This window comes from Rathayibacter sp. AY1E8 (genome assembly GCF_002931415.1).
Lineage (GTDB): Bacteria > Actinomycetota > Actinomycetes > Actinomycetales > Microbacteriaceae > Rathayibacter.
Genome location: NZ_PSVI01000003.1, coordinates 70,919 through 95,252, shown reverse-complemented (window position 1 = coordinate 95,252; position 24,334 = coordinate 70,919). Strand labels below are relative to the sequence as shown.

The window sequence follows — 24,334 nt, the reverse complement described above, 5'->3', positions numbered from 1 at the left end:
CCGCCGCCGGCTCCATGAGCTTCACGCCGCCGACGGTCGACACGTAGACGTCGCAGCGCCGCAGGGGGATGCCCGCCTGCCGCTCGAGGACCGCGAGGATCATCGCGACCCGGGACGCGTCGACTCCGTTCGTGACGCGGCGGGGGTGCTCGCCGTCGTTCGCGATCACGAGCGCCTGGATCTCGACGGGGAGCGCGCGGCGTCCCTCCATCGCGACCGTGACGCAGATGCCCGGGGTGGGGAAGCGGGTGCGGCTGAGGAACAGACCGCTCGGGTCGGGGATCTCGGCGATGCCCTCGGCGGTCATCTCGAAGCAGCCGACCTCGTCCGTCGGGCCGAAGCGGTTCTTGAGCGAGCGGACGAAGCGCAGCGCCGTCTGCCGGTCGCCCTCGAAGTGGCAGACCACGTCGACCAGGTGCTCGAGCAGGCGCGGCCCCGCGATGGAGCCGTCCTTCGTGACGTGTCCGACGAGCACGAGGGGGAGCGCCCGCTCCTTGCAGACGCGGATGAGGGTCGCGGCGACCTCGCGGACCTGGCTGGGACCGCCGGGCAGGCCGTCGACGGTGTCGCTCGCGACCGTCTGCACCGAGTCGACGATGAGCAGGTCCGGCCGGACCTCGTCGATCTGGCCGAGCACGGTGGCGAGGTCGGTCTCGGCCGCGAGGAAGAGGCTGTCGTGCATCGCGCCGGTGCGCTCGGCCCGCATGCGCACCTGCGCGGCCGACTCCTCCGCGCTGACGTAGAGGACCCGCTGGCCCTCGGCCGCGGCGCGGCTCGCGACCTCGAGCAGGAGGGTCGACTTGCCCACGCCGGGCTCTCCCGAGAGCAGCACGACCGCGCCGGAGACGATCCCGCCGCCGAGCACGCGGTCGAGCTCGCCCACGCCGGTGGGGCGGTGCGCCGCCGACGTGGTCTCGATCTCGGTGATGGGCCGCGCGATGCGGCCGGCGGCCGGAGCCACAGCGGCGACCGCGCGGACGAGGCCGGTGCGCTCGGTGCTCTCGATCACGGAGCCCCACTGCTGGCACTCGCCGCAGCGGCCTACCCACTTCGCGGTCGTCCATCCGCACTCCGAGCAGCGGTACGGGGCGGTGCGCGTCTTCGAGGAGGCCATGAGGTCCTTTCGGGGCGGAGGAGGGGGGCGAGCGCGACGCTACGGGGGACCCCCGACACCGCCGCTCGTTCGAACGTGTCTTCGACAGTACCGTCGACCACCGACGCCGCGAGCGGGGCGCGCCAGGCCGGGGGAGAGGTCTCGTGGAAGCCGTCTGTGGAGGAGCGTCGTCGCGGAGGGGCGGAGGCGGAGGATCGCGCCTCGGAGAACGACTCAGCCCCGAGCGCCGCCCCGTCGGCGTCGGACGTCTGCGGGAGACTGGGGGACATGCCCTCGACAGTGCACGTCCTCAAGTCCGGCCGCCCGCTCGGAGTCAGCTGGTCCGGCCCCGAGGGCGCCGAGCGGGTCGTCGTCCTGGCGCATCCCGCTCCCGGCTCCTCGGACTTCGACCCCGACCCGGAGGCGACCGCGCGCCACGGGGTGCGCCTGCTCTCGTTCGACCGCCCGGGCTACGGGGCCTCCTCCCTCCTGACCGACCTCGACCCCGCCGGAGCGGGCGTCGGAGCCAGCCCCGAGCAGGCCGCCGCCGACATCGCGGAGTACCTCGCGACCGTCGGCATCGCCTCCGTCAGCGCCGCCGGCTGGTCGGCGGGAGGCCGCGTGGCCCTCGCACTCGCCGCGAACTACCCCGGCCTCGTGGAGCGCGTCGCCGTGATCGGCACGCCCGCTCCCGACGGCGCCGTGCCGTGGGTCGGCGACGAGAACCGTGCCGAGCTCGCCCGCCTGGCCGAGCTTTCGCTCGACGAGGCCGTCCGCTCGCTCACCCGCACGCTCGAGGGCGCCTTCGGCCCGACCCCCGCCCCGGACGCCCTGCTCGGGATGCTCGGCTCCGGCGACGCCGACACCGCGGTGCTCGAGACCCCCGGCGTCCGCGAGCGCCTCTCGCGCATGCTCGAGCGCGCCGTCGCCCAGGGCGCCCTCGGCATGGCCGCCGACCTCATCGGCTACGGCGTGCAGGAGTGGGGCTTCGCCGTCGAGTCCGCCGAGCCGCCCGCGCTCCTCCTCTACGGCGCCGAGGACGCGGTCGCCGGCCGCCGCCATGCCGAGTGGTACGCCGCCCGACTGCCCGACTCCCGCCTCGAGGTCGTGCCCGGCCGCGGCCACCTGCTCGCGATCCCGGAGTGGGACCGCGTGCTCGGCTTCCTCCTCCCCGCCTGACGGCGGCCCGTCCTCTCGATTGGCGCGACTTCCGGCCGTCGCGTACACTCGACCCCGGTACCGTGTCCGAGCGGCCGAAGGAGCATGTCTCGAAAACATGTGTGGGCTTGCGTCCACCGTGGGTTCAAATCCCACCGGTACCGCCAACGAGAAGGCCCCCCGCTTCCACGGAAGCAGGGGGCCTTCGTCGTTCTCGGCGTCGTGCGGCGGTCGCGACGTGCGGGTCAGCCGGCGTGGAGCAGCCAGGAGCGGCCGGCGCGCAGGGCCCGGTACAGGCGCCTGATCGCGTAGTCGGCCTCGGCCGAGCCGACGTCCGAGAAGGAGCCCGCCCCGCCCCAGAGCCCGAGCGCGTCGGCGGCCGCCGCCCGGACGTCTCGGCGGGTCGTCGCTCCGGCGAACAGCTCGTCGAGCCGGTCCGCGACGCGGGCCCGCGCGCCGTCCTGCTGCGACCGTGCGACGTCGCGCACCTCGGCGACGGCCGCCGTGATCTCGGCAAGCACAGCGGGGATCGTGCGGTCCATCCTCCTGGGCCTAGGAGCGGGAGCGCGAGCGCTGCGAGGCGGCGTGGGTCAGGAGCGTCGCCACGACTCCGACGAGCACGCCCAGCGCGGTCTCGAGCGCCCGGTCGCGCAGCAGCACGAGCTCGTCGACGGGATGCGCGAGCTCGACCATGAGGATCGCGAGCGGAGTGACGAAGGCGAGGGTCAGGCCGTAGTTGCGGCCGACGACGAGCTCGGCGGTCATCTGGAGGAGCACCACCACCACGATCACGGTGAGCGGGGAGAGCGGCAGGGCCAGGAGCGCGGCCGCGATCAGCACTCCGACGATCGTGCCGAGCATCCGGTGGCCCGCGCGCACGAGGCGGGCGCCCGCGTCCGCTCCCGAGACGGCTGCGACGGCGGAGACCATCGCCCAGTAGGGGTGGCCCAGGCCCGTCGCGGTCGAGACGGTGCCTGCCACCAGGACGACGGCCCCGAAGCGGAGCAGGGCGGCGCGCGTCGCCGGACGGGCCGCCGCCGCGCGGAACGAGGTGCGCCACGGCGTCGGGGCGAGGCGGCGTGCGCGGGGGAACGCGAGACCGCTCAGGCCGACGACGAGCGAGAAGGCGGCGGAGCCCGCGGCGAGAGCGACGGCGAGCGGGATCCGCGAGGGCTCGGACGGGACGGACGCGCACGCCGTGACGGCGAACACCGGGAACAGCGGGCCGGGCGGGTGCCAGTGCAGGGCGTCGCTGAGGTAGGCGGCCGCGACGGTCACGGCGACCACGACGGGGATGATCAGCCGGTCGCGGTGAGGAGAGAGGGAGACGACGGTGCCGAGGGTCACGGTGGTGACGAGGAACGCGGCTGCCGACAGCTGCATCAGCAGGCGCGGCCGGTGCGTGTGCTGGCGACCGTAGAGGGCCGTGAAGGCGCCGAAGGTCGCGTAGAGGGCGAGATCGGTGCGGCCGAGCGCCCAGAGGACGAGCAGCGGGACGGCGATGGAGACGCCGGCGCGCAGGGCGACGCGATGGGCGCCGGCGTGCGGGCCGAAGGCGAGGAGCTCGCGGGGGTGGGGCAGAACGGGGGTGGCGGCCATCGGGTCCTCTGATCGGGGTCCGAGCGGCGGCGGCCGGAGAAGTGTTTCACGGGTGAAGCAGATATACTTTACGTGTGAATCAGTCTGAAAGCCAGCCGGGCGACGCGGTCGACGAGATCAGGGCGGGCTGGGCGGTGCTGCGGCCCGAACTCGACACCTCCGCCGTCGACGTCGTCGGGCGGCTGATCCGCGCCTCCGCGCTGATCGTCCGGGCGACGGAGGAGCTGCTCGCCGCCCACGGGCTGACCCGCGGCGAGTTCGACGTGCTCTCCACGCTGCGTCGCGCCGGCGCTCCGCAGTCGCCGACGACCCTCCGGACGATCGCCCTCGCCTCCGCTCCCGCGATCACCAAGCGCGTGCACTCGCTGGAGCGTCGGGGCCTGGTGCGGCGCGCCGCGAACCCGGCGGACGGGCGCGGCTCGCTCATCACGCTGACTCGCGAGGGGGAGGAGCTGGTCGACCGGGCCTTCCCCGAGGTGCTCGATGCCGAGCGGGCGCTGCTCTCGGGGGTGCCCGCCGATCTGCGGGCGGAGGCGTCGCGCTCGCTCCGCGCGGTGCTCGCGAGCGTCGAGGCCGCCGCGAGCCGGTGACCCGCGTGGTGACTGCGAGGCGGCGGGCGCTCGCTACCGTGGTCCCATGCGCCTGACCTCGAGCTTCACCGTGCCGACGCGGCCGCCGGTGCTGCAGCTGGTCAAGACGGCGGCGGCCACGGTCGTCACCTGGCTCCTCGCCGGCGTCGTCTTCCCGGGGACGCTGCCCGTCTTCGGCGCGATCGCCGCGCTCCTCGTCGTCGCGCCGAGCATCAACCAGTCGTTCTCCAAGGCCCTCGAGCGCTCGGTCGGCGTCATCATCGGCGTGATCGTCGGATCCGTGATCGGCACGGTGCTCGGCGGCGAGAGCATCATCGTGCTCCTCGCGATCGTGGCCGCGATCGCCGTCGGGTGGGCCGTGCGCCTGACCCCCGCCTCCGCGGTGCAGATCCCGATCAGCGCGATGCTCGTGCTCTCGGTGGGCGCGGTCACGCCGAACTACGCGCTCGACCGCATCCTCGAGACCCTCCTCGGCGCGGCGGTGGGAGTCGTCATCAACGTGCTCATCGTCCCTCCGGTCGTGCTGGCACCGGCCGAGCGGGCGATCGGAGACCTCACCGCTCAGCTCGCCGCCGCCCTCGACGACCTCGGCGACGCCCTCCAGGCCCCCGTCCCGCGACGCCGGCTCGACGAGCTGCTCATCAACGCCCGGCTGCTGCAGACCATGCAGAGCAAGGCGGAGGAGGCGATCGCGACCGGCGAGGAGTCCCTCCGCCTCAACCCGCGCCGCTCCGCCCACCGCGACCGGCTGCTGGCCCTCGACTCCGTCGTCCCGCGGCTGGGGCGCATCGTGACCCGGGTCCGCGGCATGACGCGGACCGTGCACGACCTCTACGACGACGAGCTCGTCGGGGAGCCGACGATCGCCGACATCGCCGTCCAGCTGCACCGGGCCGCCCACGATCTGCGGCTCCTCGTGCAGTCCTCGGTCGACGTTCCCGAGCCGGAGGCGATCACGGACGAGCTGCCCGCTCTCACCGCGCCGCTCGTGATCGCAACCCCGCATCCGCAGCACTGGATCCTGCTGGGGGCGCTCGCCGAGGATCTGCGGCGCATCCGCGAGGAGATCGTCGGCGCGGAGTCCTGACGGGCGGGCGCCGAGTGGCGTCGGCGGGAGGGCTGCTCTTTCTGCGCTCGGCGTCTCACGCCGCGCGACATGCGGCTCGTGGTGGCCTGCGGTGGTCAGCCGTCCTGCTCGCCGTCCTTCCTCGGTCCGCCGCCCTCGACGAGCTCGCCGTCGCCCGGGTCGGCAGCGACCTGGTGCAGTGCCTCGGGATCGCTCGCCTCGGCGTGGAGGGTCTTGCCCTCGGCGATGAGGGAGTCGTCGTCCACGAGGATCCCGGCCAGCTCGGTGATGCGTCCCCGGAGAGCGCCGATCGGGTCCTCGGTGGGCGCGTCCTCCTCGGAGTGGTCGACCTCCGAGTCGGGGTAGCGGCGGAGGGCGGCCTCGTCCCGGTCGGGCTGCGGCGCCCGCGCGTGCTCGACGCAGAGGCGGGCGACCTCCTCCGCGTGCGCGTGCATCACGGAGTGGGAGGCGTCGGGGATCTCCCAGGCCCGCGCGTGCGGCATCGACCGGGCGATCTCCTCCGCCCACTCGCGCGGAACGAGCCGGTCGAACTCGCCGCGGATGACGAGGGCGGACGCGCGGATCCGGGGGACGGTCTCCTCGATCCGGTAGTGCATCATCTCGGGCAGCACGCGGGAGAACCAGCGCGGTCCGCAGAGGAGGTAGGCGCCCGCGGCGAGGATCGCGACCTTGAGGGGCTCGCGGACGCTCGACTGGGCGAAGCGGAGCGCGGCGGTCGGGAGGCGGCGCTCGTGCCGGTTCATCACGGGTCCGAGCAGGACGATGGTGGTCAGCTCCGGACGGCGGGCGGCGAGCTCGGCCACGACCTGCGTCCCCATCGAGTGGCCGAGGACGACGGGATCGTCGAGGCCGAGCTCGTCGATGACGGCGCCGACCAGCTCGGCGTAGTCGCCGATGTTCATTCGCCGCGCGTCGATCGGGTGCGGCACGCCGCCGAAGCCCGGCAGGTCGAGAGCGTGCACCGGACCGAACTCGTTGAGCGCGGGCGCGAGGCGCTCGAAGTAGGTGGCCGCGACTCCGATCCCCGGCACGAGGACGAACGTGCGCTCGCCGTCGCGCCCCACTGTGCTCACCCGCGCCCAGACGTCTCGGTGGTGCACCCGCTGGACCGAGACGTCGGTGCTGCGGGTGCGGCGGTGCGGATCCCGCCCCCGGGAGCGCGTGGTCGCGAAGACGTCGCGGACCCCGCGCCGGAGAGTCGTCGCGAGAGTGGGGAGGAGGTCGCTCGGGCGGAGCACGGGGCCTCCTTCGATCGGGGGAGTCGGTCGCTGCGAGCCTAGGCGCTCGCCGCCGGGCTCAGATCAGCATGTCGTCCGACCTGTGGAGGATCAGGCGGGCCGGCCCGGTGTGGAGGACGCCGTTCGTCAGGGGGGCGGTGCGGACGCCGCCGCGCCTCCGCATCGCCCGGAACGCCCCGGGGGCGAGCACGACGTCCATCCAGGCGCAGGGGTTGGCCGGTCGTCCGCCCTGGAACTCGATCCGCTCCCCGCCCTGCTCGATCGCGAACGTGCGGCCGGCGAGCGCATCGACGTCGGCGCCGCGGACGATGATGTTGCGGCGGGCGTCGGCGGGGTCGAAGGGCCCTGCGCCGAGCTCGGCGGCGATGTGCTCGAGGGTCTCGACCGCGAAGAGCGTGATCGCCGCGGGGCGGTGCGCGCGCTGGGCGAAGAAGCGGTCGCCGACGATGCCGAGGCCTGCGCGGATCTCGATCCGCTCGGGCTGCTCGTTCCCCTCGGACGGCACCGGGCCATCGGCGGGGCGGCCCTCGTAGCGGTGCAGCGGAGAGACGACGAAGCCCACGAGCTCGATCGCGGCGGCCTCCATGAGCCCACGGTACGCCGTGAGGGGGAGCAGCGGCGTCCGCCGGTCGGAGGCTCTGCGAGGCGCTCCGGGACACCGCGACGGAGCCTGGGTTCTGGTGGCTACGGCGGCGTCCCGAGAGGGAGCCGTCTGCGCCGCCACCGCCGATTCGCGGAGGGGGCTCCCGGCATGTATAGTCGTACCTCGTTGCGTGCGCCTCTGGCCCACGCGATGGACTGCGCCCGTAGCTCAACGGATAGAGCATCTGACTACGGATCAGAAGGTTGGGGGTTCGAATCCCTCCGGGCGCACTCTGGTTGAGACAGAGCAGAACGGCCCGCTTCGGCGGGCCGTTCTCGTTTTAACGGTCGCTCGTTCCGGTGGCTGTCGGCGTCGGCCTCCCGGAAAGCGCAGGGCGACGGAACAGCCGGTTCTCCACCTCGCAGGACGTCTCTTCGCGCCGTCGACGGCGCCGACCGTCTTCCGCCCGCATCCGCGATCAGTCCGCGCCCGTGCTCGCGATCACTCCTCGCAGGCTCTGCGATCACCCGTCGCGAGCATGCCGCTCGGCTCTTCTCGCGCGCCGTTTCCTCCTCCACAGCGCCCATCTCGCGCCGTTCTCCACGGATGCAGCCGTACCGGCCGCGGTGACGTCGAACCGAGCAATACTCTCCTTCCGTGGGGCTGAACGGTCGCCGCCGACGCAGTGCGCTCGGTCGGCAGAGGAGAGGACATCGGATGAGTCGAACGGAACAGTCGGGGCGGGACGAGCGCGGACGACCCCGAGCGCGGACGGCGCGAGCGCTGGTCGGCACGACGGCGGCTGCGTGCTCGTGAGCGGGCTGCTGGGCGGAGGCCTCGCGCCGCCGCCCGCCCTCGCCGCCGACGGTCCTCACACGACGATCGAGAACACCCTCCTGCAGGGAGGCGCGACGAACGCCGGCGTGACGACCGTCTCGGCCTGGGTCCAGAAGGGCGAGACGCTCCGGGTGGACCTCCACCCGCTCCAGGCGGGCTCGGGGACCGGCGAGGGCGAGACCGGCGGCGGTACCGCCCGGGTGACGGCTCCGGGCGGAGCCGTCCTCGACGAGCAGGACTTCGCGCCCGGAGCGGCGCCCTCGGTGTCCGCCGGCGGCTCGTTCGTGGCGGACGAGACCGGCGTCTTCCAGATCCGGGTGTCCGACGACGACGTGACGGCGCCGGTGAACCTCGTCTGGAGCATCGGCGTCCAGGACGCGCGGGGCGCGGCGGTCGCGGGCCGGGTGTGGTCCGACTCCTATGCGATCCAGTCCGGGGCGAAGGAGTCCTACTCCTCGCCCGAGGAGCGGCGCTCCTCCTTCACGCTTCACGCCGTCACGGAGACGGGCGCCCGCTACGAGCTGGGGCTGCGCGGCTACGACGGAGTCGCCTCGACGGTCCAGGCCACGAACAAGGGCAACGTGAAGGTCGGGTCGTCCGATCCGTCCTACCTCTCGGTCCCCATGCCGCAGTCGAGCGAGGCGGGCGGGATCGGGGCTCAGTACGTGCAGGCGTCCGGACGCTCCGGGATCGACGGCCTGCAGACCTACAAGCTCTTCCTGGACCCGCCGTCGTCCGACCTGCCGGAGTCGATCGCTCCGGCTTACCGCGCGCCGACGATCGAGGGCCTCGCCTTCCGGCGGTCGTCCGCGGGCTCCGACGCGGGCACGCTCACGGGCGTCCTGGGGACGCAGCCGGGCACCGTCGTCGTGGACGTCGATGCGGACGGGGACGGCTCCTACGACAGCGAGCGCGACGTGCACCTCACCCGGATCGCGGGGACGACCGGTCCCTTCTCGGTCGACTGGGACGGACGGGACGCGAAGGGCGGGACCGTCGACGTGACCGACCCCGACGTCACCTTCCGCGCCTCCATCGGCCGCACGAACGAGTTCCACTTCACGCGGGTCGACGCCGAGACGTCCGCCGGCGGCGTGTCCGTCGTGAGGTCGACCGGCGGCGGCGACGACCCGTCGACGGTGCACTGGGACGACTCGCTCCTCGCCGGATCGAACTCGGAGCGGTACTCCGGCACCTCCGCGGTGACGTCCGGCGACGGCGGCACCGACTCGTCCGGCGGGGTGCACCGCTGGGAGGGCGACGACTCCGGGCGCGGCCGCGTCCCCAACGCCAACGACTCGGTGCACGGCTCCTACGGCGACCTGCGGGCGATCGACGACTGGGCCTACGGCTCGGACGGTGCGGTCGCGGTCGCACGCCTCGATCCGCTCGCGCCGCACGTGAGCATCGCGAAGACCTCGTCGGTCGACTCCGCCACTCCGCTGCTCCGCGGCGCCCGCGTGCCCTACCGGGTGACGCTGACCTCGGACGGGACAGGGGACTACTCCGACGCCGCCGTCATCGACTACCTCGACAAGGGCGTGCTCGACGACGCCGAGCTCGACGCCGACTCCCTCCGCACCTCGCAGGGCACGGCCACGATCGACGCGGAGACGGGCCGCATCTCCTGGGCGGCCGGCAGCCTGCCGGTCGGGGCGACGGCCCAGCTGACCTTCGACGTGATCGTGACCGGCGAGGGGGACCGCGCGCTGACGAACACGGCCTGCCTCGCCGATGCGCCCTTCGCTCCCGCCTCGTCCGGCATGGGGACCGACGCGAACCCCTGCGCCACCGTCCCGCACGACATCGGCGAGGGGTCGCTCCTGATCCGGAAGACCGCGTCCCAGGCGAGCGCCGAGCACGGCGGCACGGCGGGCTTCGACATCGTCGTGGCGAACACCGGAACGGTCGACGCGACGGACGTGACCGTGACCGACGTCCCGACGCTCGACCACCTGCTCGAGGCGACCATCGAGAACGGCGCCGGAGGAACGCAGCCGGCCACGGAGCCCGTCACGGGTCTCGACATCCCCGCCGGCGGCCAGGTGTCGCTGCACGTCAGCGGCCGGGTCGCCGACGGGTACGACGCCGCGACCCTGCCCAACCGCGTCTCGATCACCCACCAGCCCGAGGGCTTCGACCCGCCGACGGTCGAGAACGCCTGCGCTGACGATGCGACGTCGTCCTGCGCCGAGATCCCGGTGCCGCCCGTCGAGGGCAGGCTCTCCATCGAGAAGACGGCGATCGGGAACCAGGTCGACCACGGCGGGCGTGCCGGGTTCCGGATCGTGGTCGCCAACGAGGGGGCTCGGCCGGCGGACGGGGTGACCCTCACCGACGTCCCCGAGCTCGCGCACCTGAGCGACGTCACGATCTCCCGGGACGGCGGCCCGGCGTCGTCCGACCTGACTGTCGAGAACCTGTCTCTGGCACCGGGAGCGTCGACGACGTTCACCGTGACCGGACGGGTCGCCGACGGCGTGGACGCGTGGACCATCCCCAACCGGGCGCGCCTGACCGAGGTCCCGGAGGGCTTCGATCCGACGACCGTCCTGCACCCGTGCGCGGACGACGGTGGAGCCAGCTGCGCCCAGGTGGCGGTGCCTCCGGTCGGACTCGTGCCGACGGTCCTCGCCTCGACGGGAGCGGCGGCCGGGCCCCTCGCGGCCGGAGCCGGCGCTCTGCTCCTGGCCGGCGGCGCCCTGACGGCGCTGCGCCGTCGCTCGACCCGCACCTCGTGAACCGGAGCCCGGGCCGCTGCAGCGCGGCCCGGGCTCCCGGACCCTCTCCTCGAAAGGTACTACTGCATGACCGAGCACGGCCTCCCGTACCGCATCACCGAGCGCTTCCCTTTCCCCGATGGACGCGTCGGCGTCAGCACCTGGTGGTCCGCCGACCCGGAGCAGCTGGAGCAGCAGCTCCGCACGCGCTCCGGACATCCGCATCCCGAGAGGGAGCCGGTCCGGAGACTGCACCTCGCGACCGCGACGATCGTGCTGATCGAGGAGCGGACCGCGGGAGGCTTCCGCCCGCTCGACCCCCACCTCCGGGCCCGCACCGATCCGCGCTGGCGCCGGGCTCTCCTGCGGTCGCGCAGGTCGGCCCAGCTCCGGCAGATCATCGGCCCGCGGGACCTGCCGAGGACGGATCCGCCGGTCGAGGTGTCACGGCACGTCGATCCGACACGTCGAGTGTGAAGGAGGCGGGCGGAGAGCTCGGCACCTGATGCGCGGTGAGGGTCTCCCCGCAAGGACGCCGTCAGGTCAGGCGGCTTCCTCGAGGTCGTCCTCGACTGCGACGGGCGCGTCGACCGGGGCGCACGGGGGAGCCGACTCGGCTGGGGATGCCGAGGCCGCGATGCGCGAGCGCTCGAGCCCGGCGAGGAGCACGGCGAAGGCCTCCTCGAGCTCGGCGGTGTCGCGGAGCAGGACGCGCTCACCGCTCGTCGGATCGAGGCGGACCGTCCGATAGGCCGGGCGGGGGAGGTCGGAGACCAGGGTGATGATGCCGAGGACGCCGCCGCTGCGGCGGGCGCGCGCGGTCCAGCGGTTGGCGTGGGTGCGGAGAAGGATCATGACCGGGGCCGTCCTCGGTGACGTGGTGCAGGAGCGGGGGGAGGGGGGTGTCGCTGGCGGTGCGGGGATCCTCTCGAAGCTTGCTGCACGAAGGGCCTCCGCTTCCTGTGCTTGACAGCAGAGCCGAGCAGCGGTCACCGGCGCCGGGCGGCCGCCGCGGCGTGCAGGGCCCGCAGGAACTCGGGGACGACCGGGTTCCCGGTGTCGCGGGCGAGCACACCGATCTCACGGCTCGCGCCCGGATCGTCGATCGGGATCTCGCGGACGTCGTCGTCGACCGAGGACGGGCTCGGCGGCAGGATCGTGAGTCCGAGGCCGGCTGCCGCGAGTCCCCGGGCGGCGCGGTAGTCGCCGACCTCGAACGCCGGCACGGGGTCACGGCCGTCCACGGCGAGCAGGCGCCGGGCCGACTCGTGGAGGCCGTAGCCGGGCGCCAGCATGATCAGGTCGAGGCCGCGGAGGTCCTCGACCGTGACCGAGCGCCGCGAGGCCAGCGGATGACGGGGGTCCACGACCGCGAGGAGAGGCTCCGAGTAGAGGGTCGTCGTGGTGGTGCCGGGGAGATCGGGCGGATCCGCGACGATCGCCAGCTCGGACTCGCCCTCCGCCACGGCCCGCAGGCAGAGCGCTCGGGAGCCGTGACGGAGCCCGAAGCCGACTTGCGGCCAGCGGCGGCGGAACCGGCGGATCACATCCGGCACGAAGCTCTCCCCGAGGAGCGTCTGGAAGGCGAGGTCGATCCGGCCGTGCTCCACGTCGCCCGCCTGCCGCACCTCCGCGAGCCCGGCGCGGATCACCGACATGCCGTCCTGAGCGGCCTCGGCGAGACGGGTCCCCGCCTCCGTCAGCACCACCCCGCGGCCCTCCCGGCGGAGCAGGGGAGCGCCGACCAGGGCGGACAGCCGGGCGAGCGACCGGCTCGCGGTCGGCTGCGGGATCCCGAGCTCGGCGGCCGCCGCCGTGACGCTCCCGGTCTGGGCGACCGCGACGAGCAGGGGCAGGAGGCGGAGGGTCGCGGGCCAGTCGTCGGACACGCCACCACCCTAGATCCGGACATGACCAGAACGCATGAACAGTAAGAGAAAGGACATTAGTCATGCACCCGGAGGCGGTCTACCGTCGGAATCATGAGCACCGCCGCACGCACCCGACCGATGCGCGCAGCGGCGCCCTTCTCGCAACGGCGGCTGACCATCGCCCTCCTCGCCGCCGGGGTCGCGACCTTCGCCGAGCTCTACGCCGTGCAGAGCGTCCTCCCGCAGCTCGCGCGGGAATGGGCCCACGCCCCGTCCGACGCCGCGCTCACCGTCTCGGCCGCGACCCTCGGGCTGGCGCTCTCGGTGCTGCCGTGGGCCTCGGCGGCAGAGCGCATCGGACGGCTCGAATCCATGCGGATCGCGGTCCTCACGTCCGTGGTCCTGGCGCTGCTCGCCTGCGTCGCCCCGACCTTCGAGCTCCTCCTCGTCCTGCGCTTCCTCGGGGGAGCGGCACTGGGTGCCGTCCCGGCCCTCGCCGTCGCAGCGATCCACGACCGGGTCGGAGGCGCCGGAGCGACGGCCGCCGCGACGGCGTACGTCTCCGGGACCACGATCGGCGGTGCCGCCGGACGCCTGCTCGCCGGACCGCTCGCGGCGGCGCTCGGATGGCGCGGAGCCCTGCTCGTCGTGACGGCCGTCTGCGCGGCGGCGGCGATCGTCTTCGCCGTGCTCGCGCCCCGGGGCGGCGGCGCGCGCGAGGCGGCCCCCGGCGGCTGGCGAGGGAAGACGGCGCAGGTGCTCCGCGATCCGATGCTCGTCGCGATCGCGCTGCAGACGTTCCTCGCGGTCGGCGTGTTCGTCGCGGTCTACAACTACCTGGCGTTCCGGCTCGAGGCGCCGCCGTTCGCGCTGGCGCCCGCGCTCGTCTCCCTCCTCTTCGCCGCCTACCTCGCGGGAACCGTCTCCTCCCGGCTCGCGGGGAGATGGGGGCCGCGGATCGGTCCCCGCCTCGTCATGCGGATCGGCGTCGCCCTGATGATCGTCGGACTGCTGGTGATGCTCGCCGAGAACGTCGCCGTGGTGATCGCGGGACTCCTCGTCTTCACGGCCGGCTTCTTCGCCCTGCACGCGACCGGCGCCGCCTGGACGGGAGCGCGCGCGGCTCCGGCACTCCGCGGGCACGCCGGCGCGGTCTACACGATCGCCTTCTACGCGGGTTCGGCCGTCGGCGGCTGGCTCCTCGGCCTGGCCGTCGGAGCCGGTGGCTGGCCGGCGCTGACGGCGGTGACGATCGGCCTGCTGCTCGTCGGAGCGGGGATCGTCAGCCTCCCGTCGCGCACCACCGCGGCCGGGCGCTGAACCCCCGCCTCCGCCGACCGCACCCCGAGCTCCGTCCGGCACCTCCCCGCAACGGGCGAGGTGCGACATGATGGCCCGACTGCACGAAGCGGGGGACGGCATGGCGCGGAGCACCGGAGCGGACGGCTCCCCACGCGAGAGCGGCGGAACGGACGAGGGCGGCACCGACCCGCGCTACCACGCGGGCTTCCAGCGCGGCTACGACGGACGCGAGGCCGAGCGGCGTGGCAGCGGCGAGGAGCGCCTCCGCTCCCCGTTCCTGTCGGGCGGGGCCGCGGGCACCGGGCGATCGGCCGGCCGGAGAGGCGGCGCGTCCGCTCCCGAGCACGAGGACGTGCGATCGGTCGGCGGTCCGACGGGCTCCCGAGTCTCCGGCCGACGGACAACTCCGGAGCGCGCGAGAGCGGCGGTGCGGGCCGTCCCGACACCCAGGGAGCCGACCGCGCCCCGACCCGCGGAGCCGACAGTCCCACTCCCGATCGAGCCGACCGTCCCGCTCCCCACCGAACCCGACTCCGCTCCCGGCGACGCGGCACCCGACTCCGGTGACCGTCGCGACGCGACCGACGCCGACCCCCGCCCCGCTGTCTCCACTCGCCGCATCGCCGGAGCCCTGGCGGTCGTCGGCGCCGTGAGCGTCCTCGTCGGACTCCTCGCCCTCTGGAACAGCTCCCACAGCTGGTACGACTACTCGCCGTCGCAGAGCGCCTTCGGGCCCGAGCAGTACCTCCGCGTGCTCAGCGACAACGCGATCGGACCGTTCCTCACCGTCGGCCTGATCGCGCTCGGCCTGGCGGTCGTGGTCCCGCTGCTGAGGGCTCCCCGCCGATGACGCGGGTCCGCCTGCTCTGGGCCGCCGCCATCGCGGTCACCGTCGTCCTCTGGGCCGCAGTGCTCGCGCTCCCGGTCGTCGTCCTCCTGCTGCCGAACCAGTACCAGGGCGACTCGATCACGGTCCCGCCGGAGCTCTACGTGCGGCAGGCGCTCGCGATGGTCGCGCCGCCGCTCCAGACCGCCGCCCTGGTGATGCTGGGGGCGCTGATCGTCGTCGCGGTCGCGCGGCGCCCGCCTGCGAAGGCCCGTACGACGGACGCGGCGAGCGGCTGGGACGACGCCGTGCTCCTCGACCCGGACGGCCGCGAGCAGCGCGGAACGGGCCCCGCAGGCCGCTGAGCATCCCCTGCTCGATCGGAGTCCGCCTCCCGGGAGCACCCGCTGCTCCCCGGTCGGAAGCCGCTCCTCCGAACGCACCCGCCCCTCACGCCGGCAGCAGCTGGAACCGCTCCCGCGCCGCTCCGCCGGCGACGAGGTCCGCGAGCAGCTCGCCCAGGACCGGTCCGAACGTGAAGCCGTGCCCCGAGAACCCGGTCGCCAGAGTCACGCGGCCCACGCGGTCGAGCACGAAGTCCTCGTCGGGCGTGCTGTCGTAGAGGCAGCTGATCGGAGCGGCGCTCGCCGCGTCCACGCCCGGGATCCACTCCGCGACGTAGCCGACGAGGCGGGCGAGCGCTCCGGGCTCGGGCTCGACGGTGCGCTCGTCCGGATCGACGACCACTCCGGTGCTGTGCTCGCCCACCTTCACCCCGACTCCGGGCGTCGCGAGCCCGTAGACGACGGGCAGGCCCGGGCGGTGGTGGGCGAAGCTCGGCCACGAGTCGAGGGGCAGGTCCGTCGCGAAGTGCGCGGGCTGCTCCTGCGTGACGCGCAGCGGAGGGAGGCGTCGACCGGCCGCGCGGACGAGACCCTCCACGAGGGGCGGCGTCCAGGATCCGCCGGCCACGACGACCGCGTCGGCGTTGAGGGCGCCGTCCGAGGTCAGCACGCGCACGTCGTCGGCGCGCTCCTCGATGCCCAGCACTCGCGTCCGCGTCCGGAGGACGGCGCCGCGTCCGAGGGCGGAGTCGAGCATCGCGTCGATCGCGGCCGCCGCGTCGAGGCGTCCGCCCTCGGGGTGCAGCAGGACGTCGGTCTCGAAGCGGAGTCCCGGCCAGCGCCGTTGCGCCTCGTCCGCCTCGATCCGCACCACGGGGATCCCGTCGCGCAGGAGGACAGCCTCGACGGCGGCCAGGACGGCGGGGTCGCCGTGGTCGATCGCGCCGACCGGGTGCAGCAGGCGGCGGCCGGTCTCGGCTTCGAGCCGTGCCCAGGCGCGCCCGGCCTGTCCGCTGAGGGCGCGTTAGTCGTCCTCGAGGTAGCCGCGGCGGAAGATGCGCGTCTCGCCGTGGGACGAGCCGCGGTCGTGGCCCCGCTCGAACTGCTCGACGAGCACCACGCGATCGCCGCGCTCGGTGAGGGCGCGGGCTGTCGCCGCTCCGACCAGGCCGGCTCCGACGACGACGACCTCTCGGGTCACGGGGTCTCCCGGGAGGCGCGGCGCACGCCGAGCAGGACGACCAGGCGGAGGAACCCGACGAGTCCCATGCCGATCAGTGCGGCGATCAGCATCAGCACGGCGACACCGGCCACCCAGGTCGTGTCGCCCGTCACCGACTGAGCTGCGAACTCGGTGCAGAACAGCGCCAGCCCCGCGTAGCTCAGGATGAGGACGGTGATCGTCCCGGGGCGGCGGAGGCGCTGCGCGGGCGTCCGCCAGAGGGCGGGCGGCTCGAGCCAGCGGCGCAGCAGCCGGATCACGAGGGTGCCGACCAGGCCGAGGAAGCCGGCCGCGATCAGGATGATGCCCGCGCCGCCCAGCCCCGACGCCTCGACGCCGGCCAGCTCGAGGGCGATCCCGATCGCGACGCCGACGGCTCCGGCGCCCCCCGCGATCATGGCCGCCCACACCCCGAAGCCGCCGCGGAGGACGCTCTCACGCTCGGGACGCGACGGGTCGGCGTCCATCGGACGCTGCTGACGCGGACGGATCGGCGCGGGGGGAGCCGACGCCGGCGCTGCTGCCGGAGCGGCCGCGGCCTCGGACACGCCCCAGACCGGAGCGGCGTCCGGCGTCTGCGACTCGATCACGTTCTCGCGCACCGGCACGTAGCGCAGCGGCGCGTCGATCCGCACCTGCGGCCGCCCGCGCACGACGATCGTCGCCCCCAGGTCGGCCCCGCGCTCCAGTGCGACGGGTCCGAGGAGGAGCCCGACCGCCGGATCGATCCGCCACGCGTCCGACCGGGGAGCCGACCCGTACCACTCCGCCGACACGGCCCCGCCGAGATCGACCGAGATCGGCCGCCCGTCGCTGTAGCTCGTCACCGGCACGAGCGAGCGGCCGGAGTTGCGCACCCGCGCGCCCACCCGCCACCAGTCGTCCCCGGCGTGCGTCAGCCGCACCTCGACGTCGACCAGCGACGCCGGCACCGCCCGCCGCCGTCCGATGACCACCGCGACGACCGCGAGCCCGGCGATGACCAGCCCGCCGAGCAGGCCGACCACTCCGATGAAGATCTCCATGGGAGCAGTCAAGCAGGCGCGGGTCGCCGGCGCGGGCGCGACGAGGTCGCCTCCGGGAGGCTCGATCCCGGCCGTCGACGCTGTCGCTCCGCGCGGCCGCCCCCTGTTCCCGACCCTCCGCCCGACCGTCGAGCCCGGAGCGGGCCACTCCGCATACTGAGGAGGCGCGTCGCGTCGACCGCATCGCGGGTCTCATCGCAGGAGGGTCGATCATGCGCCACTGGCCTACGTTCCCCGTGCGCCGGCGCCCTCGTCGACGGGCCGGTGCGATCCTCGCTCTGCTGGGAGCTGCGGCGCTCGCCGTCGCCGCCGTCGCGCTGTCGGACACGGCGGGAGGAGGCGGACCGGAGGCGGTGTCCTCCTCGGCCGGTGCTTCTGCGGCGTCGAGCAGTCCCGCTGCTCCCGCGCCGAGCAGCCCCTCGGCGGACGTCGAGCCGTCCGCTCCGGAAACGGAGCCGTCCGCTCCGTCCCTCGCGACGCTGGCCGCTCTCCCCTCGGTCGAAGGCCCCGCCGCCGTCCCTTACGACCGCGACCTCTTCGGGCAGGCGTGGTCGGACGTCGACCGCAACGGCTGCGATACCCGCAACGACGTCCTCGGCCGCGACCTGCTCGGCCCCAATTTCAAGCCCGGCACCCGCGACTGCAAGGTCCTCACCGGCACCCTGATCGACCCCTACGACGGCGCCTCGGTCGCCTTCGTCTCCGGGACCGACACCTCCCGCCTGGTGCAGATCGACCACGTCGTCGCCCTCGGCTGGGCGTGGCACCACGGCGCCTGGTCGTGGACGGACCAGCAGCGCCTCGCCTTCGCGAACGACCCCGCGAACCTCGTCGCCGCCTCCGAGCAGACCAACCGCGCGAAGAGCGACGCTGGCCCGGGGGAGTGGCTGCCGCCGGCCCCGGAGCTGCGCTGCGGGTACGTGGAGCAGTTCGTGGAAGTGCTCAGCGAGTACGGGCTCGGGATCGACGCCCGGGATCGCGCGGCGTCGGAGGCGGTGCTGGCGGGGTGCGATGTCTTTTAGATCGCTTCCCAGTTAGTGGATAAACCCTTGCAGTCAAGGCCTGAGATTTCGCGACAATGCGCCAGGTCCTTTCCCCTTGCCAGCATGTGCAGCCTTGCCTCCCACGAGATGCAAGTACTTCTCCGGAACAGAAGACAACTCTAGATGGTGCTTCAGCCCCTCGACGGCGCGGGGCGCTGGATACAAACCCCCTCCAATCGCTTCGTATCCAAGCGATCTCGCAATGGCGTCTCCGAATACCCTTGCCAGCGCCACAGGAGTCGCGTTTCCTGCTTGAAGAGTCTGGTCCCGAAAGCTACCTGACACCAACCAGCCATCCGGAAAAGTCTGAAGCTTCAGCTGCTCTTCGATCGACAGAGGGCGATTTTCCCAGTGGAAGGGTCCAGTAGAAGGTCCCGGAGACGCAGACAAGGTCCAAGACGGTAGATCCGGGCTCAACTTCAGCAAGAAGTTCCAGAATTTCGTACGGTATCCAAAGATCTCCGGTCCACCCCCACGCTCGGTTAGCCATAAGTAGTTGTGCCCAGGCGGAATGGAGGGAAGGAGATCAACCCATTTCCCGCGACCAATCGGCTTGTTTTTTACTGATACATTTGACAGCGCGTCCCAGGCCGTAACTTTAGCCAAAGGGTTCGAAGATTCTGGCCACTCGAAAACAAATCCGTCACGTAGAGCTACGACGATCGCTCGCCTGCGATTCTGCGGAACACCAAAATCCGCGGCGTTTACAATTTTGAACTCCAGGTTGTAGTTTGCGCCCGTTTCCAATGAGATTCGCGCAAGCTCATCTCGTAGAAAATCGATAGCAGAACCGGCGCCTTGGACGAATCCGACAACGTTTTCGAACAAAACAGCTCGCGGTAGAAATTTTCTGACCAAATCGAGAGTACTAATGACCGTTGCCGCGCGATTGTCCAACATGCCGCGGCGCCCTCCGGCAGCCCATTGCGCCGCCATCGAGAACGGCTGACACGGTGGACCTCCGGCCAGCAGATCCAGCTCGCCTACCTTGAGTCCAACCGCTTTGGGGGTTACGGTCCGCGCGAATTCGATGACGTCGCCCGTTCCTAGTAAAGGCCAATCGGTATTGCGCCGTAGTGTTTCTCGTTGCCGGGCCCCCAGCTCCACCACGCCTGTGTGACTATAGCCAGCTTGATGAAGCCCAAGATCTAGACCTCCAGCGCCGGAAAACAATGAAAGAAGAGACGGCACTACCGATCATCCGCCTCGAAAAAGTTCAAACGGGCTATCCCAACTTTGAAAATCAAATGAAGGTCGCTCAAGTTCTTCTTCCGGTGAGGAGGTTACTAAAAAGACGTGCTAATGCTACCATGCTCGAAATCGGCAAACTTGGAGGACTTTTGGTTGACACCGTGGGGGGAGAGCTGAAGCAGCTCACTTTAGAGTCACTGCATCCCGACTGGTATAATCCAAGGTTTCCACCCGGGGCTGAGAACAATTTCCAATCGGACCTTGATGTATATGCATATTTGGACAAGCAGTTCGATGCGGCTTCGGTCGCTGAGTCGATATCTCGGCATGGGTTTTTTCTGTCGGAGCCTTTGATTGCGATTCCTGATCCTACACTAGGAAGTCATTACATTGTTGTGGAGGGTAATCGGCGTTTGGCTGCGCTTAGGGGGTTGGCCGACCCATCCGTCCGAGCGGTTATGACCGATCCGCGTTGGAAGCAAATGAAGACTGGCGCTGAGGCACCCTTAGCGGTTCCAGTCTTGGTCGCCCCAACAAGAGAGCATGTGGCACCAATACTTGGGTACCGGCACGTAACGGGCATAGCGCCGTGGGATCCGTATCAGCAAGCGAGGTATGTGGCTTCCCTCATTGACGGCGATCCAGGATTGTCGGCAGTTGAAGTCGGTGAGTTGATCGGTCGGGATCTCTCGGAAGTTCGGTCATTCTACCGAAATTATTCAATCGTAGAGCAAGCCAACGAAATATTCTTACTGCCAGATACAGAAAGGATTATAGATGAGTTCGGTGTGTGGACTCGTGCGATGTCCAGTGCTCCCCTGCGCGAGTACATCGGCGCACTGCCGCCTCGCGAAGTTCAAGAACAGACATATCCGCTTCCCGAGGGTGCTCAACCACGCTTGTCGAACTTGGTGACATGGATTTTCGGAGATCCTCGAAGTGAGGCTCGCGAGGGAAGCCGGAAGGTGAGATCTAGCCGGGTAATCTCTGACTCGAGGCAGTTGACGCGGTTGGGTCGGGTCGTGGGGAGTTCGGCCGGTCTAGAGGCCCTCGAAGCCGGAGCGTCGTTGGTAGAAGCCGAGCGCGCTCTCCTAGACGGGTCTGTTAAGTTTGCTGAATCAATTAATAAGGCAGCTTCAAATCTGGAGGCGGCTATTCCACACAGCAGTCAGGCTCTACGCGAGTTGCATTCAGAGGAATTGGGTCGAATCGACATCGCTTTGCGTGCAATTGGGGCAAAGGAATGACGGAGATCACCTTAGACCCGCCAGCTAACTTCTCCGCATTCGAGCTCGCCGAGTGGATCGAATTTCACCTGTTGCTCAACGGCCTTGAGAGCATTTCGCGATCGTCCATCATGCAAAAATTTCCAGCGGGGCAATCCCCGGACGCTGCAGAAATGGACCAGCTGTTCTCTGAGATCCGGCGGCGCTCAATATTGTGTGAGTCTCTTTACCCATACCGCGAGGTTGACGAATCCATAGCTGTCGACAGCGAAATCGATGGCCGGGTTTACCAACTTCTATTGATATTGTCACTCCGTTCCGCACCCTTCAGGCTTGAAAACAGGTATAACGAAATCAATCCGGCATTCGAATTGATCACTCGTGAAGCCCTAATAAGTAATCTTGGAGACAGGGCTCGCGCTGTTCGTTTCGGTTGGCCAAGTGACGATGGCAGACCGGAAAGGTTGGATGCGGCAGTCACGTGGCTTGCGAAGGAGTTGGGTCTTTCGGAGGGAAATACGAGTGGGGATATCGATAGCTCCGATAAAGACGGGGGCATCGATGTGGTGGGCTGGAAACCCTTCTCCGACGGAGCGCCTGCTTTCCCAGTGTGGCTTGTGCAATGCACGGTCCAGGCGACGTATGAGCGAAAGCCTAGCGATGTGAAGCCGGAAAAGTGGATGGCTTGGATCAAATTCGGTAAGCCTCCTGGTATTGCGCTCAGTATCCCGTATGCAATTCCGCCCGATGCAAAAATTTGGGGAACTCTTCGATGGTCTGCTGGCCTGATACTCGATCGACTTCGCCTTTGCGAAGACCTTCGGACGACGGACGCTCTTTTATCCCACCGAGAGCACGACGAGCTTCCTGCTTGGATTGTCTTAGAGATCGCTAAAATTAGAGCTGCGCTATTGTCGTCGACGGGAATAACGCCGCGAATGGCCAAGCGCCGGCAAGCACTTCGGCGATAAGCGGCGTCGGAAAAGCCCTTTGGCCGGGCTGGTGAGCGCAACCCGTTCTCAACCGTCGGGCAAAGCTTAGGTGCTTGGCCGTATGCGGTTTTAGAAGGTTCTAGCTGGATAGGTATTGGTTCATGTTTTTGACGAAGAGCACGACGTACTGCATAACCAACGCACTCTCAACTATAACCAGATGAAAAGCTCTGGTGTGTTAGGTAGTCGGGTTCATGAGGTTGTCGAAGGTTTGCAGCTTTAGTCATCTATTTTGGACACCTGAAGAAGGATCATCCGGTCGAGGACATCGATGTCGACGAGCCCGTAGAAGTCGACCAGGTGATCCATGCGGCCGGCCGGAGTCTGCGAAGGCGCTAGTCGCGACACCGCGAGTACCTCTTGCAGAGGCACCTCCAGGAGGCGTCGGACCCCCAACGGACGGATGCGGGGGGCCGGCGTTCCCGCGATGCGCAGCGTGCGTTGGGACCCGAGGAGGGGGATCTCGAAGTCGTCGGCTTCGATGCGGTGGGAGTCGAGCAGTGAGGCGATCGCTCCGTTCATCGCCGCGTCCGCCGATCCGAGGATGGACTCGTCCTCCACAGTGCCCGCGATCAGGCGGCGGAGGCGCGACTGCAGGACGGGTCCCTCCGCAGCGATCGCCGCTTCGACCACGCCTTCGAGCGCGGACTCTTCGAGCAGCTGCGTGGCGGAGAGGGCGGCGGGACGGACGTAGGCGATGTACTCCGATTCGACGAGCCCGAGGGCACGCTCGGGAACCTGTTCCTCGGGGACGACGGAGACGGAGGCGCCGATGGTGCTTCCGGCGTCGGACGATGTGTTCTGGCCGCCCGTCACCTGCATTGTCGACTGCTCGACGACCTCGTCCGCGAGGGCACGGATCTCGTCCTCGTCGAGGGCGGGCGTCTGGACGAAGGCGAGGAGTCGGCGAATCCTCTTCGTCGCGTCCCGGACGATCGCCCGCCGATCACCGGTGACGGTGACGAAGGAACGCGCGAGCGCGCGCACCAGGGCGCTGTCACCGCCGATCGACCGCCGCTCGAACAGTTGGTTGAGGTCGCTCTCCGACAGGGGTCCGAGCAGTTCGGGCTCCAGTCGGAACGCTTCGCCCTGCCACCACAGGCGAGCCCAGGTGTGACGGGTCAGGTCGCTTCCGATCCATCGTTCTTTGTTGCGGTGCCCGAACCGCCATTCGGTGACGTCTGGCAGCACCGCGAACGAGACGAAGGACCAGACGTCCCCGGTCGCCGCTTCGGCGAACGGCACGTCGATCAGCTCGCGGACCACGAACGCGGCCTCACGGTCGAAACGCCCGAGGTCGTCGCCGGCGGAGTCCGGGAATCCGTGGCTCTCCGCGAGAGCGGTGACCCGCTCCCGAAGGGTCTCGAACTCCTGCTCGTCGGCGCGGTTCCCGATCGCGCGCCAGTGGGCGTCGCGGATCAACTGCCGCCCGCTCGCGGACCCGTCGTTCTTGACCCGGTCCCATTCCCCTGCCGCGATCGCCCTGCTCAGCCTCGGCCAGATGATCACGAGAGCTGCCTTCCGACGCCGAGCGTGCGCACTTTCGACATGATCGCCGCCCGCCACATCGCCAGCTCGGAGGGGACGACGGGGACGGATCCGAGGTCGTCCGCCCGGGTGAGGAGTGAGCGGAGCACGTGACCGACTGTCTCCTCCTCCCAGTCGTTCTCCATCAGGTCGTGCTGAAGCATCGAGGCGGACTCCAGCAGCAGTCCGAGAACGCCTTCCTCGAGGCCGTCGAGCAGCATCTTCTCGCGGTCGGTGGGCCTCCTGGATCCGATGGCCTTCGTGAGTTCCGCATCGCGCTCGTTGATCTGCAGCCGGAAGCCCGCGAGGAAGGCCTGGTCCAGCTCCTGAGACGTCTCGAGGTGCCAACTGGCGGCGTTCGGAAGTCGCGTCTTGACGAAGTCGACGACCTCGACGGGGAACATGCCGATGGTGCCTTCGAGTGCCACCGTGTACCGGCGCTCGGCCAGCACGGAGCCGCGACGTCGGGCCGTCCCGGCTCCGACGTCCGCATTCGGCAGAGCGACGACGGCGGTGGTGATCTCGACCTTCCCGTCGAGGCGGGCTCCCGGCATCGTGACCGTGAAGTCGGTGACTCCGGCGTCCGCGAGTGGGATCCGGGGAGCGGCCGCGCGGAACCTACTGGACGAACAGGACCAGGAGACGGCGAGCGCCATCTCGCGCAGCGTCAGACCGGTCTCCGTCTCGACGGCGCGAGGGTCGATCTCGACGGAGCCGCGGATCACCAGGTCGATCGAGGGGTCCCACCCCTCGATCTCGTCCCGGAGAGGAACCCACGCGTCCCCGTCGAGGAGATCCGGCGCCGACCAGCTGATCGTCGCGGGTGAGGGTGTGCGATAGGGCGCGAGTGCGTCCGCCAT

At 70.6% G+C, this 24,334-nt stretch carries 22 protein-coding genes, 2 tRNA genes and 1 pseudogene; 13 read left to right on the top strand and 12 right to left on the bottom strand.

Annotation, left to right across the window (positions count from 1 at the left end; genetic code table 11):
* On the bottom strand, positions 1-1,114 hold a 1,114-nt coding region (gene radA, locus C5C74_RS01950; RefSeq protein ID WP_104309374.1), incomplete at its 3' end, for a DNA repair protein RadA.
* 267 nt (positions 1,115-1,381) lie between these two features.
* Between radA and C5C74_RS01945 the strand changes: the two genes are divergently transcribed.
* Together C5C74_RS01945 and C5C74_RS01940 are read left to right on the top strand one after the other, a co-directional pair.
* Positions 1,382-2,272, top strand: coding sequence for an alpha/beta fold hydrolase (locus C5C74_RS01945; RefSeq protein ID WP_104350889.1), 891 nt, complete (start codon positions 1,382-1,384; stop codon positions 2,270-2,272).
* A 56-nt stretch (positions 2,273-2,328) separates the two neighbouring features.
* Positions 2,329-2,418 (top strand) — tRNA-Ser (locus tag C5C74_RS01940).
* A 78-nt stretch (positions 2,419-2,496) separates the two neighbouring features.
* On the opposite strand, the gene C5C74_RS01935 is transcribed toward C5C74_RS01940, so the two are convergent.
* Together C5C74_RS01935 and C5C74_RS01930 are read right to left on the bottom strand one after the other, a co-directional pair.
* Positions 2,497-2,793 (bottom strand): hypothetical protein, encoded by a 297-nt coding sequence (locus tag C5C74_RS01935; protein ID WP_104350888.1) that lies wholly within the window; start codon positions 2,791-2,793, stop codon positions 2,497-2,499.
* Between the two features lie 10 nt (positions 2,794-2,803).
* A complete protein-coding gene (locus C5C74_RS01930; RefSeq protein ID WP_104350887.1) occupies positions 2,804-3,850 on the bottom strand; it encodes an FUSC family protein in 1,047 nt (348 codons plus the stop codon).
* Positions 3,851-3,924: 74 nt separating this feature from the next.
* Between C5C74_RS01930 and C5C74_RS01925 the strand changes: the two genes are divergently transcribed.
* Together C5C74_RS01925 and C5C74_RS01920 are read left to right on the top strand one after the other, a co-directional pair.
* Positions 3,925-4,440, top strand: coding sequence for a MarR family winged helix-turn-helix transcriptional regulator (locus tag C5C74_RS01925; protein ID WP_104262354.1), 516 nt, complete (start codon positions 3,925-3,927; stop codon positions 4,438-4,440).
* A gap of 46 nt (positions 4,441-4,486) precedes the next feature.
* Positions 4,487-5,527: an aromatic acid exporter family protein gene (locus C5C74_RS01920; RefSeq protein WP_104225996.1), complete on the top strand. Its 1,041-nt coding sequence runs from the start codon at positions 4,487-4,489 to the stop codon at positions 5,525-5,527.
* 95 nt (positions 5,528-5,622) lie between these two features.
* On the opposite strand, the gene C5C74_RS01915 is transcribed toward C5C74_RS01920, so the two are convergent.
* Together C5C74_RS01915 and C5C74_RS01910 are read right to left on the bottom strand one after the other, a co-directional pair.
* Positions 5,623-6,765 (bottom strand): alpha/beta fold hydrolase, encoded by a 1,143-nt coding sequence (locus C5C74_RS01915; protein ID WP_181132671.1) that lies wholly within the window; start codon positions 6,763-6,765, stop codon positions 5,623-5,625.
* A gap of 58 nt (positions 6,766-6,823) precedes the next feature.
* On the bottom strand, positions 6,824-7,351 hold the full coding sequence (locus C5C74_RS01910; protein WP_104248232.1) for an MOSC domain-containing protein: 528 nt from the start codon (positions 7,349-7,351) through the stop codon (positions 6,824-6,826).
* Positions 7,352-7,565: 214 nt separating this feature from the next.
* Between C5C74_RS01910 and C5C74_RS01905 the strand changes: the two genes are divergently transcribed.
* The 3 genes from C5C74_RS01905 to C5C74_RS01895 all read left to right on the top strand — a co-directional run bounded on the left by C5C74_RS01905 (position 7,566) and on the right by C5C74_RS01895 (position 11,382).
* Positions 7,566-7,638, top strand: a tRNA-Arg gene (locus C5C74_RS01905).
* 522 nt (positions 7,639-8,160) lie between these two features.
* On the top strand, positions 8,161-10,926 hold the full coding sequence (locus tag C5C74_RS01900) for a DUF11 domain-containing protein (protein ID WP_146082999.1): 2,766 nt from the start codon (positions 8,161-8,163) through the stop codon (positions 10,924-10,926).
* 66 nt (positions 10,927-10,992) lie between these two features.
* Positions 10,993-11,382, top strand: a complete 390-nt coding sequence (locus C5C74_RS01895; protein WP_104350885.1) for a hypothetical protein — start codon at positions 10,993-10,995, stop codon at positions 11,380-11,382.
* Positions 11,383-11,448: 66 nt separating this feature from the next.
* On the opposite strand, the gene C5C74_RS01890 is transcribed toward C5C74_RS01895, so the two are convergent.
* Both C5C74_RS01890 and C5C74_RS01885 read right to left on the bottom strand, forming a co-directional pair.
* Positions 11,449-11,760, bottom strand: coding sequence for a hypothetical protein (locus C5C74_RS01890; protein ID WP_104261625.1), 312 nt, complete (start codon positions 11,758-11,760; stop codon positions 11,449-11,451).
* 134 nt (positions 11,761-11,894) lie between these two features.
* On the bottom strand, positions 11,895-12,794 hold the full coding sequence (locus tag C5C74_RS01885) for a LysR family transcriptional regulator (RefSeq protein ID WP_104350884.1): 900 nt from the start codon (positions 12,792-12,794) through the stop codon (positions 11,895-11,897).
* A gap of 93 nt (positions 12,795-12,887) precedes the next feature.
* On the opposite strand from C5C74_RS01885, the gene C5C74_RS01880 reads away from it, so the two are divergent.
* The 3 genes from C5C74_RS01880 (at position 12,888) to C5C74_RS01870 (ending at position 15,269) form a co-directional block, all read left to right on the top strand.
* Positions 12,888-14,096, top strand: a complete 1,209-nt coding sequence (locus C5C74_RS01880; protein ID WP_104350883.1) for an MFS transporter — start codon at positions 12,888-12,890, stop codon at positions 14,094-14,096.
* A gap of 67 nt (positions 14,097-14,163) precedes the next feature.
* Positions 14,164-14,928, top strand: a complete 765-nt coding sequence (locus C5C74_RS01875; protein ID WP_146082998.1) for a hypothetical protein — start codon at positions 14,164-14,166, stop codon at positions 14,926-14,928.
* The gene (locus tag C5C74_RS01870; RefSeq protein WP_104224071.1) at positions 14,925-15,269 is read left to right on the top strand and encodes a hypothetical protein; all 345 of its coding nucleotides are present in this window, start codon (positions 14,925-14,927) and stop codon (positions 15,267-15,269) included. The genes C5C74_RS01875 and C5C74_RS01870 overlap by 4 nt, the downstream gene beginning before the upstream one ends.
* Before the next feature lie 85 nt (positions 15,270-15,354).
* On the opposite strand, the pseudogene C5C74_RS01865 reads toward C5C74_RS01870, so the two are convergent.
* Together C5C74_RS01865 and C5C74_RS01860 are read right to left on the bottom strand one after the other, a co-directional pair.
* Positions 15,355-16,449, bottom strand: a pseudogene (locus C5C74_RS01865) (FAD-dependent oxidoreductase).
* On the bottom strand, positions 16,446-17,495 hold the full coding sequence (locus tag C5C74_RS01860) for a hypothetical protein (RefSeq protein ID WP_104266677.1): 1,050 nt from the start codon (positions 17,493-17,495) through the stop codon (positions 16,446-16,448). The pseudogene C5C74_RS01865 and the gene C5C74_RS01860 overlap by 4 nt, the downstream one beginning before the upstream one ends.
* Positions 17,496-17,707: 212 nt before the next feature.
* Here C5C74_RS01860 and C5C74_RS01855 point away from each other — a divergent pair, with 212 nt between their 5' ends.
* Positions 17,708-18,517 (top strand): HNH endonuclease family protein, encoded by an 810-nt coding sequence (locus C5C74_RS01855; protein WP_104350881.1) that lies wholly within the window; start codon positions 17,708-17,710, stop codon positions 18,515-18,517.
* A 33-nt stretch (positions 18,518-18,550) separates the two neighbouring features.
* Here C5C74_RS01855 and C5C74_RS01850 read toward each other — a convergent pair whose 3' ends face one another.
* Positions 18,551-19,729: a DNA cytosine methyltransferase gene (locus tag C5C74_RS01850; protein ID WP_104350880.1), complete on the bottom strand. Its 1,179-nt coding sequence runs from the start codon at positions 19,727-19,729 to the stop codon at positions 18,551-18,553.
* Between C5C74_RS01850 and C5C74_RS17005 the strand changes: the two genes are divergently transcribed.
* Together C5C74_RS17005 and C5C74_RS17000 are read left to right on the top strand one after the other, a co-directional pair.
* Positions 19,711-20,976: a hypothetical protein gene (locus tag C5C74_RS17005; RefSeq protein WP_146082997.1), complete on the top strand. Its 1,266-nt coding sequence runs from the start codon at positions 19,711-19,713 to the stop codon at positions 20,974-20,976. The two genes, C5C74_RS01850 and C5C74_RS17005, sit on opposite strands and share 19 nt — an antisense overlap.
* Complete coding sequence (locus C5C74_RS17000; RefSeq protein WP_146082996.1) at positions 20,973-21,926, top strand: hypothetical protein; 954 nt, start codon at positions 20,973-20,975, stop codon at positions 21,924-21,926. The genes C5C74_RS17005 and C5C74_RS17000 overlap by 4 nt, the downstream gene beginning before the upstream one ends.
* 240 nt (positions 21,927-22,166) lie before the next feature.
* Here the strand turns inward: C5C74_RS17000 and C5C74_RS01845 are convergent, their stop codons facing one another.
* Entirely contained in the window at positions 22,167-23,456 is a 1,290-nt protein-coding gene (locus C5C74_RS01845) for a hypothetical protein (RefSeq protein ID WP_104350879.1), read from the bottom strand.
* The gene (locus C5C74_RS01840) at positions 23,453-24,334 is read right to left on the bottom strand and encodes a hypothetical protein (RefSeq protein ID WP_104350878.1); all 882 of its coding nucleotides are present in this window, start codon (positions 24,332-24,334) and stop codon (positions 23,453-23,455) included. The genes C5C74_RS01845 and C5C74_RS01840 overlap by 4 nt, the downstream gene beginning before the upstream one ends.

Excerpts from the sequence above, each read along its gene's own strand:
- C5C74_RS01945 (WP_104350889.1), top strand. The coding sequence starts at position 1,382 with ATGCCCTCGACAGTGCACGTCCTCAAGTCCGGCCGCCCGCTCGGAGTC.
- C5C74_RS01935 (WP_104350888.1), bottom strand. The coding sequence starts at position 2,793 with ATGGACCGCACGATCCCCGCTGTGCTTGCCGAGATCACGGCGGCCGTC.
- C5C74_RS01930 (WP_104350887.1), bottom strand. The coding sequence starts at position 3,850 with ATGGCCGCCACCCCCGTTCTGCCCCACCCCCGCGAGCTCCTCGCCTTC.
- C5C74_RS01920 (WP_104225996.1), top strand. The coding sequence starts at position 4,487 with ATGCGCCTGACCTCGAGCTTCACCGTGCCGACGCGGCCGCCGGTGCTG.
- C5C74_RS01910 (WP_104248232.1), bottom strand. The coding sequence starts at position 7,351 with ATGGAGGCCGCCGCGATCGAGCTCGTGGGCTTCGTCGTCTCTCCGCTG.
- C5C74_RS01895 (WP_104350885.1), top strand. The coding sequence starts at position 10,993 with ATGACCGAGCACGGCCTCCCGTACCGCATCACCGAGCGCTTCCCTTTC.
- C5C74_RS01890 (WP_104261625.1), bottom strand. The coding sequence starts at position 11,760 with ATGATCCTTCTCCGCACCCACGCCAACCGCTGGACCGCGCGCGCCCGC.
- C5C74_RS01880 (WP_104350883.1), top strand. The coding sequence starts at position 12,888 with ATGAGCACCGCCGCACGCACCCGACCGATGCGCGCAGCGGCGCCCTTC.
- C5C74_RS01875 (WP_146082998.1), top strand. The coding sequence starts at position 14,164 with ATGATGGCCCGACTGCACGAAGCGGGGGACGGCATGGCGCGGAGCACC.
- C5C74_RS01870 (WP_104224071.1), top strand. The coding sequence starts at position 14,925 with ATGACGCGGGTCCGCCTGCTCTGGGCCGCCGCCATCGCGGTCACCGTC.
- C5C74_RS01860 (WP_104266677.1), bottom strand. The coding sequence starts at position 17,495 with ATGGAGATCTTCATCGGAGTGGTCGGCCTGCTCGGCGGGCTGGTCATC.
- C5C74_RS01855 (WP_104350881.1), top strand. The coding sequence starts at position 17,708 with ATGCGCCACTGGCCTACGTTCCCCGTGCGCCGGCGCCCTCGTCGACGG.
- C5C74_RS17005 (WP_146082997.1), top strand. The coding sequence starts at position 19,711 with ATGAAAGAAGAGACGGCACTACCGATCATCCGCCTCGAAAAAGTTCAA.
- C5C74_RS17000 (WP_146082996.1), top strand. The coding sequence starts at position 20,973 with ATGACGGAGATCACCTTAGACCCGCCAGCTAACTTCTCCGCATTCGAG.
- C5C74_RS01840 (WP_104350878.1), bottom strand. The coding sequence starts at position 24,334 with ATGGCGGACGCACTCGCGCCCTATCGCACACCCTCACCCGCGACGATC.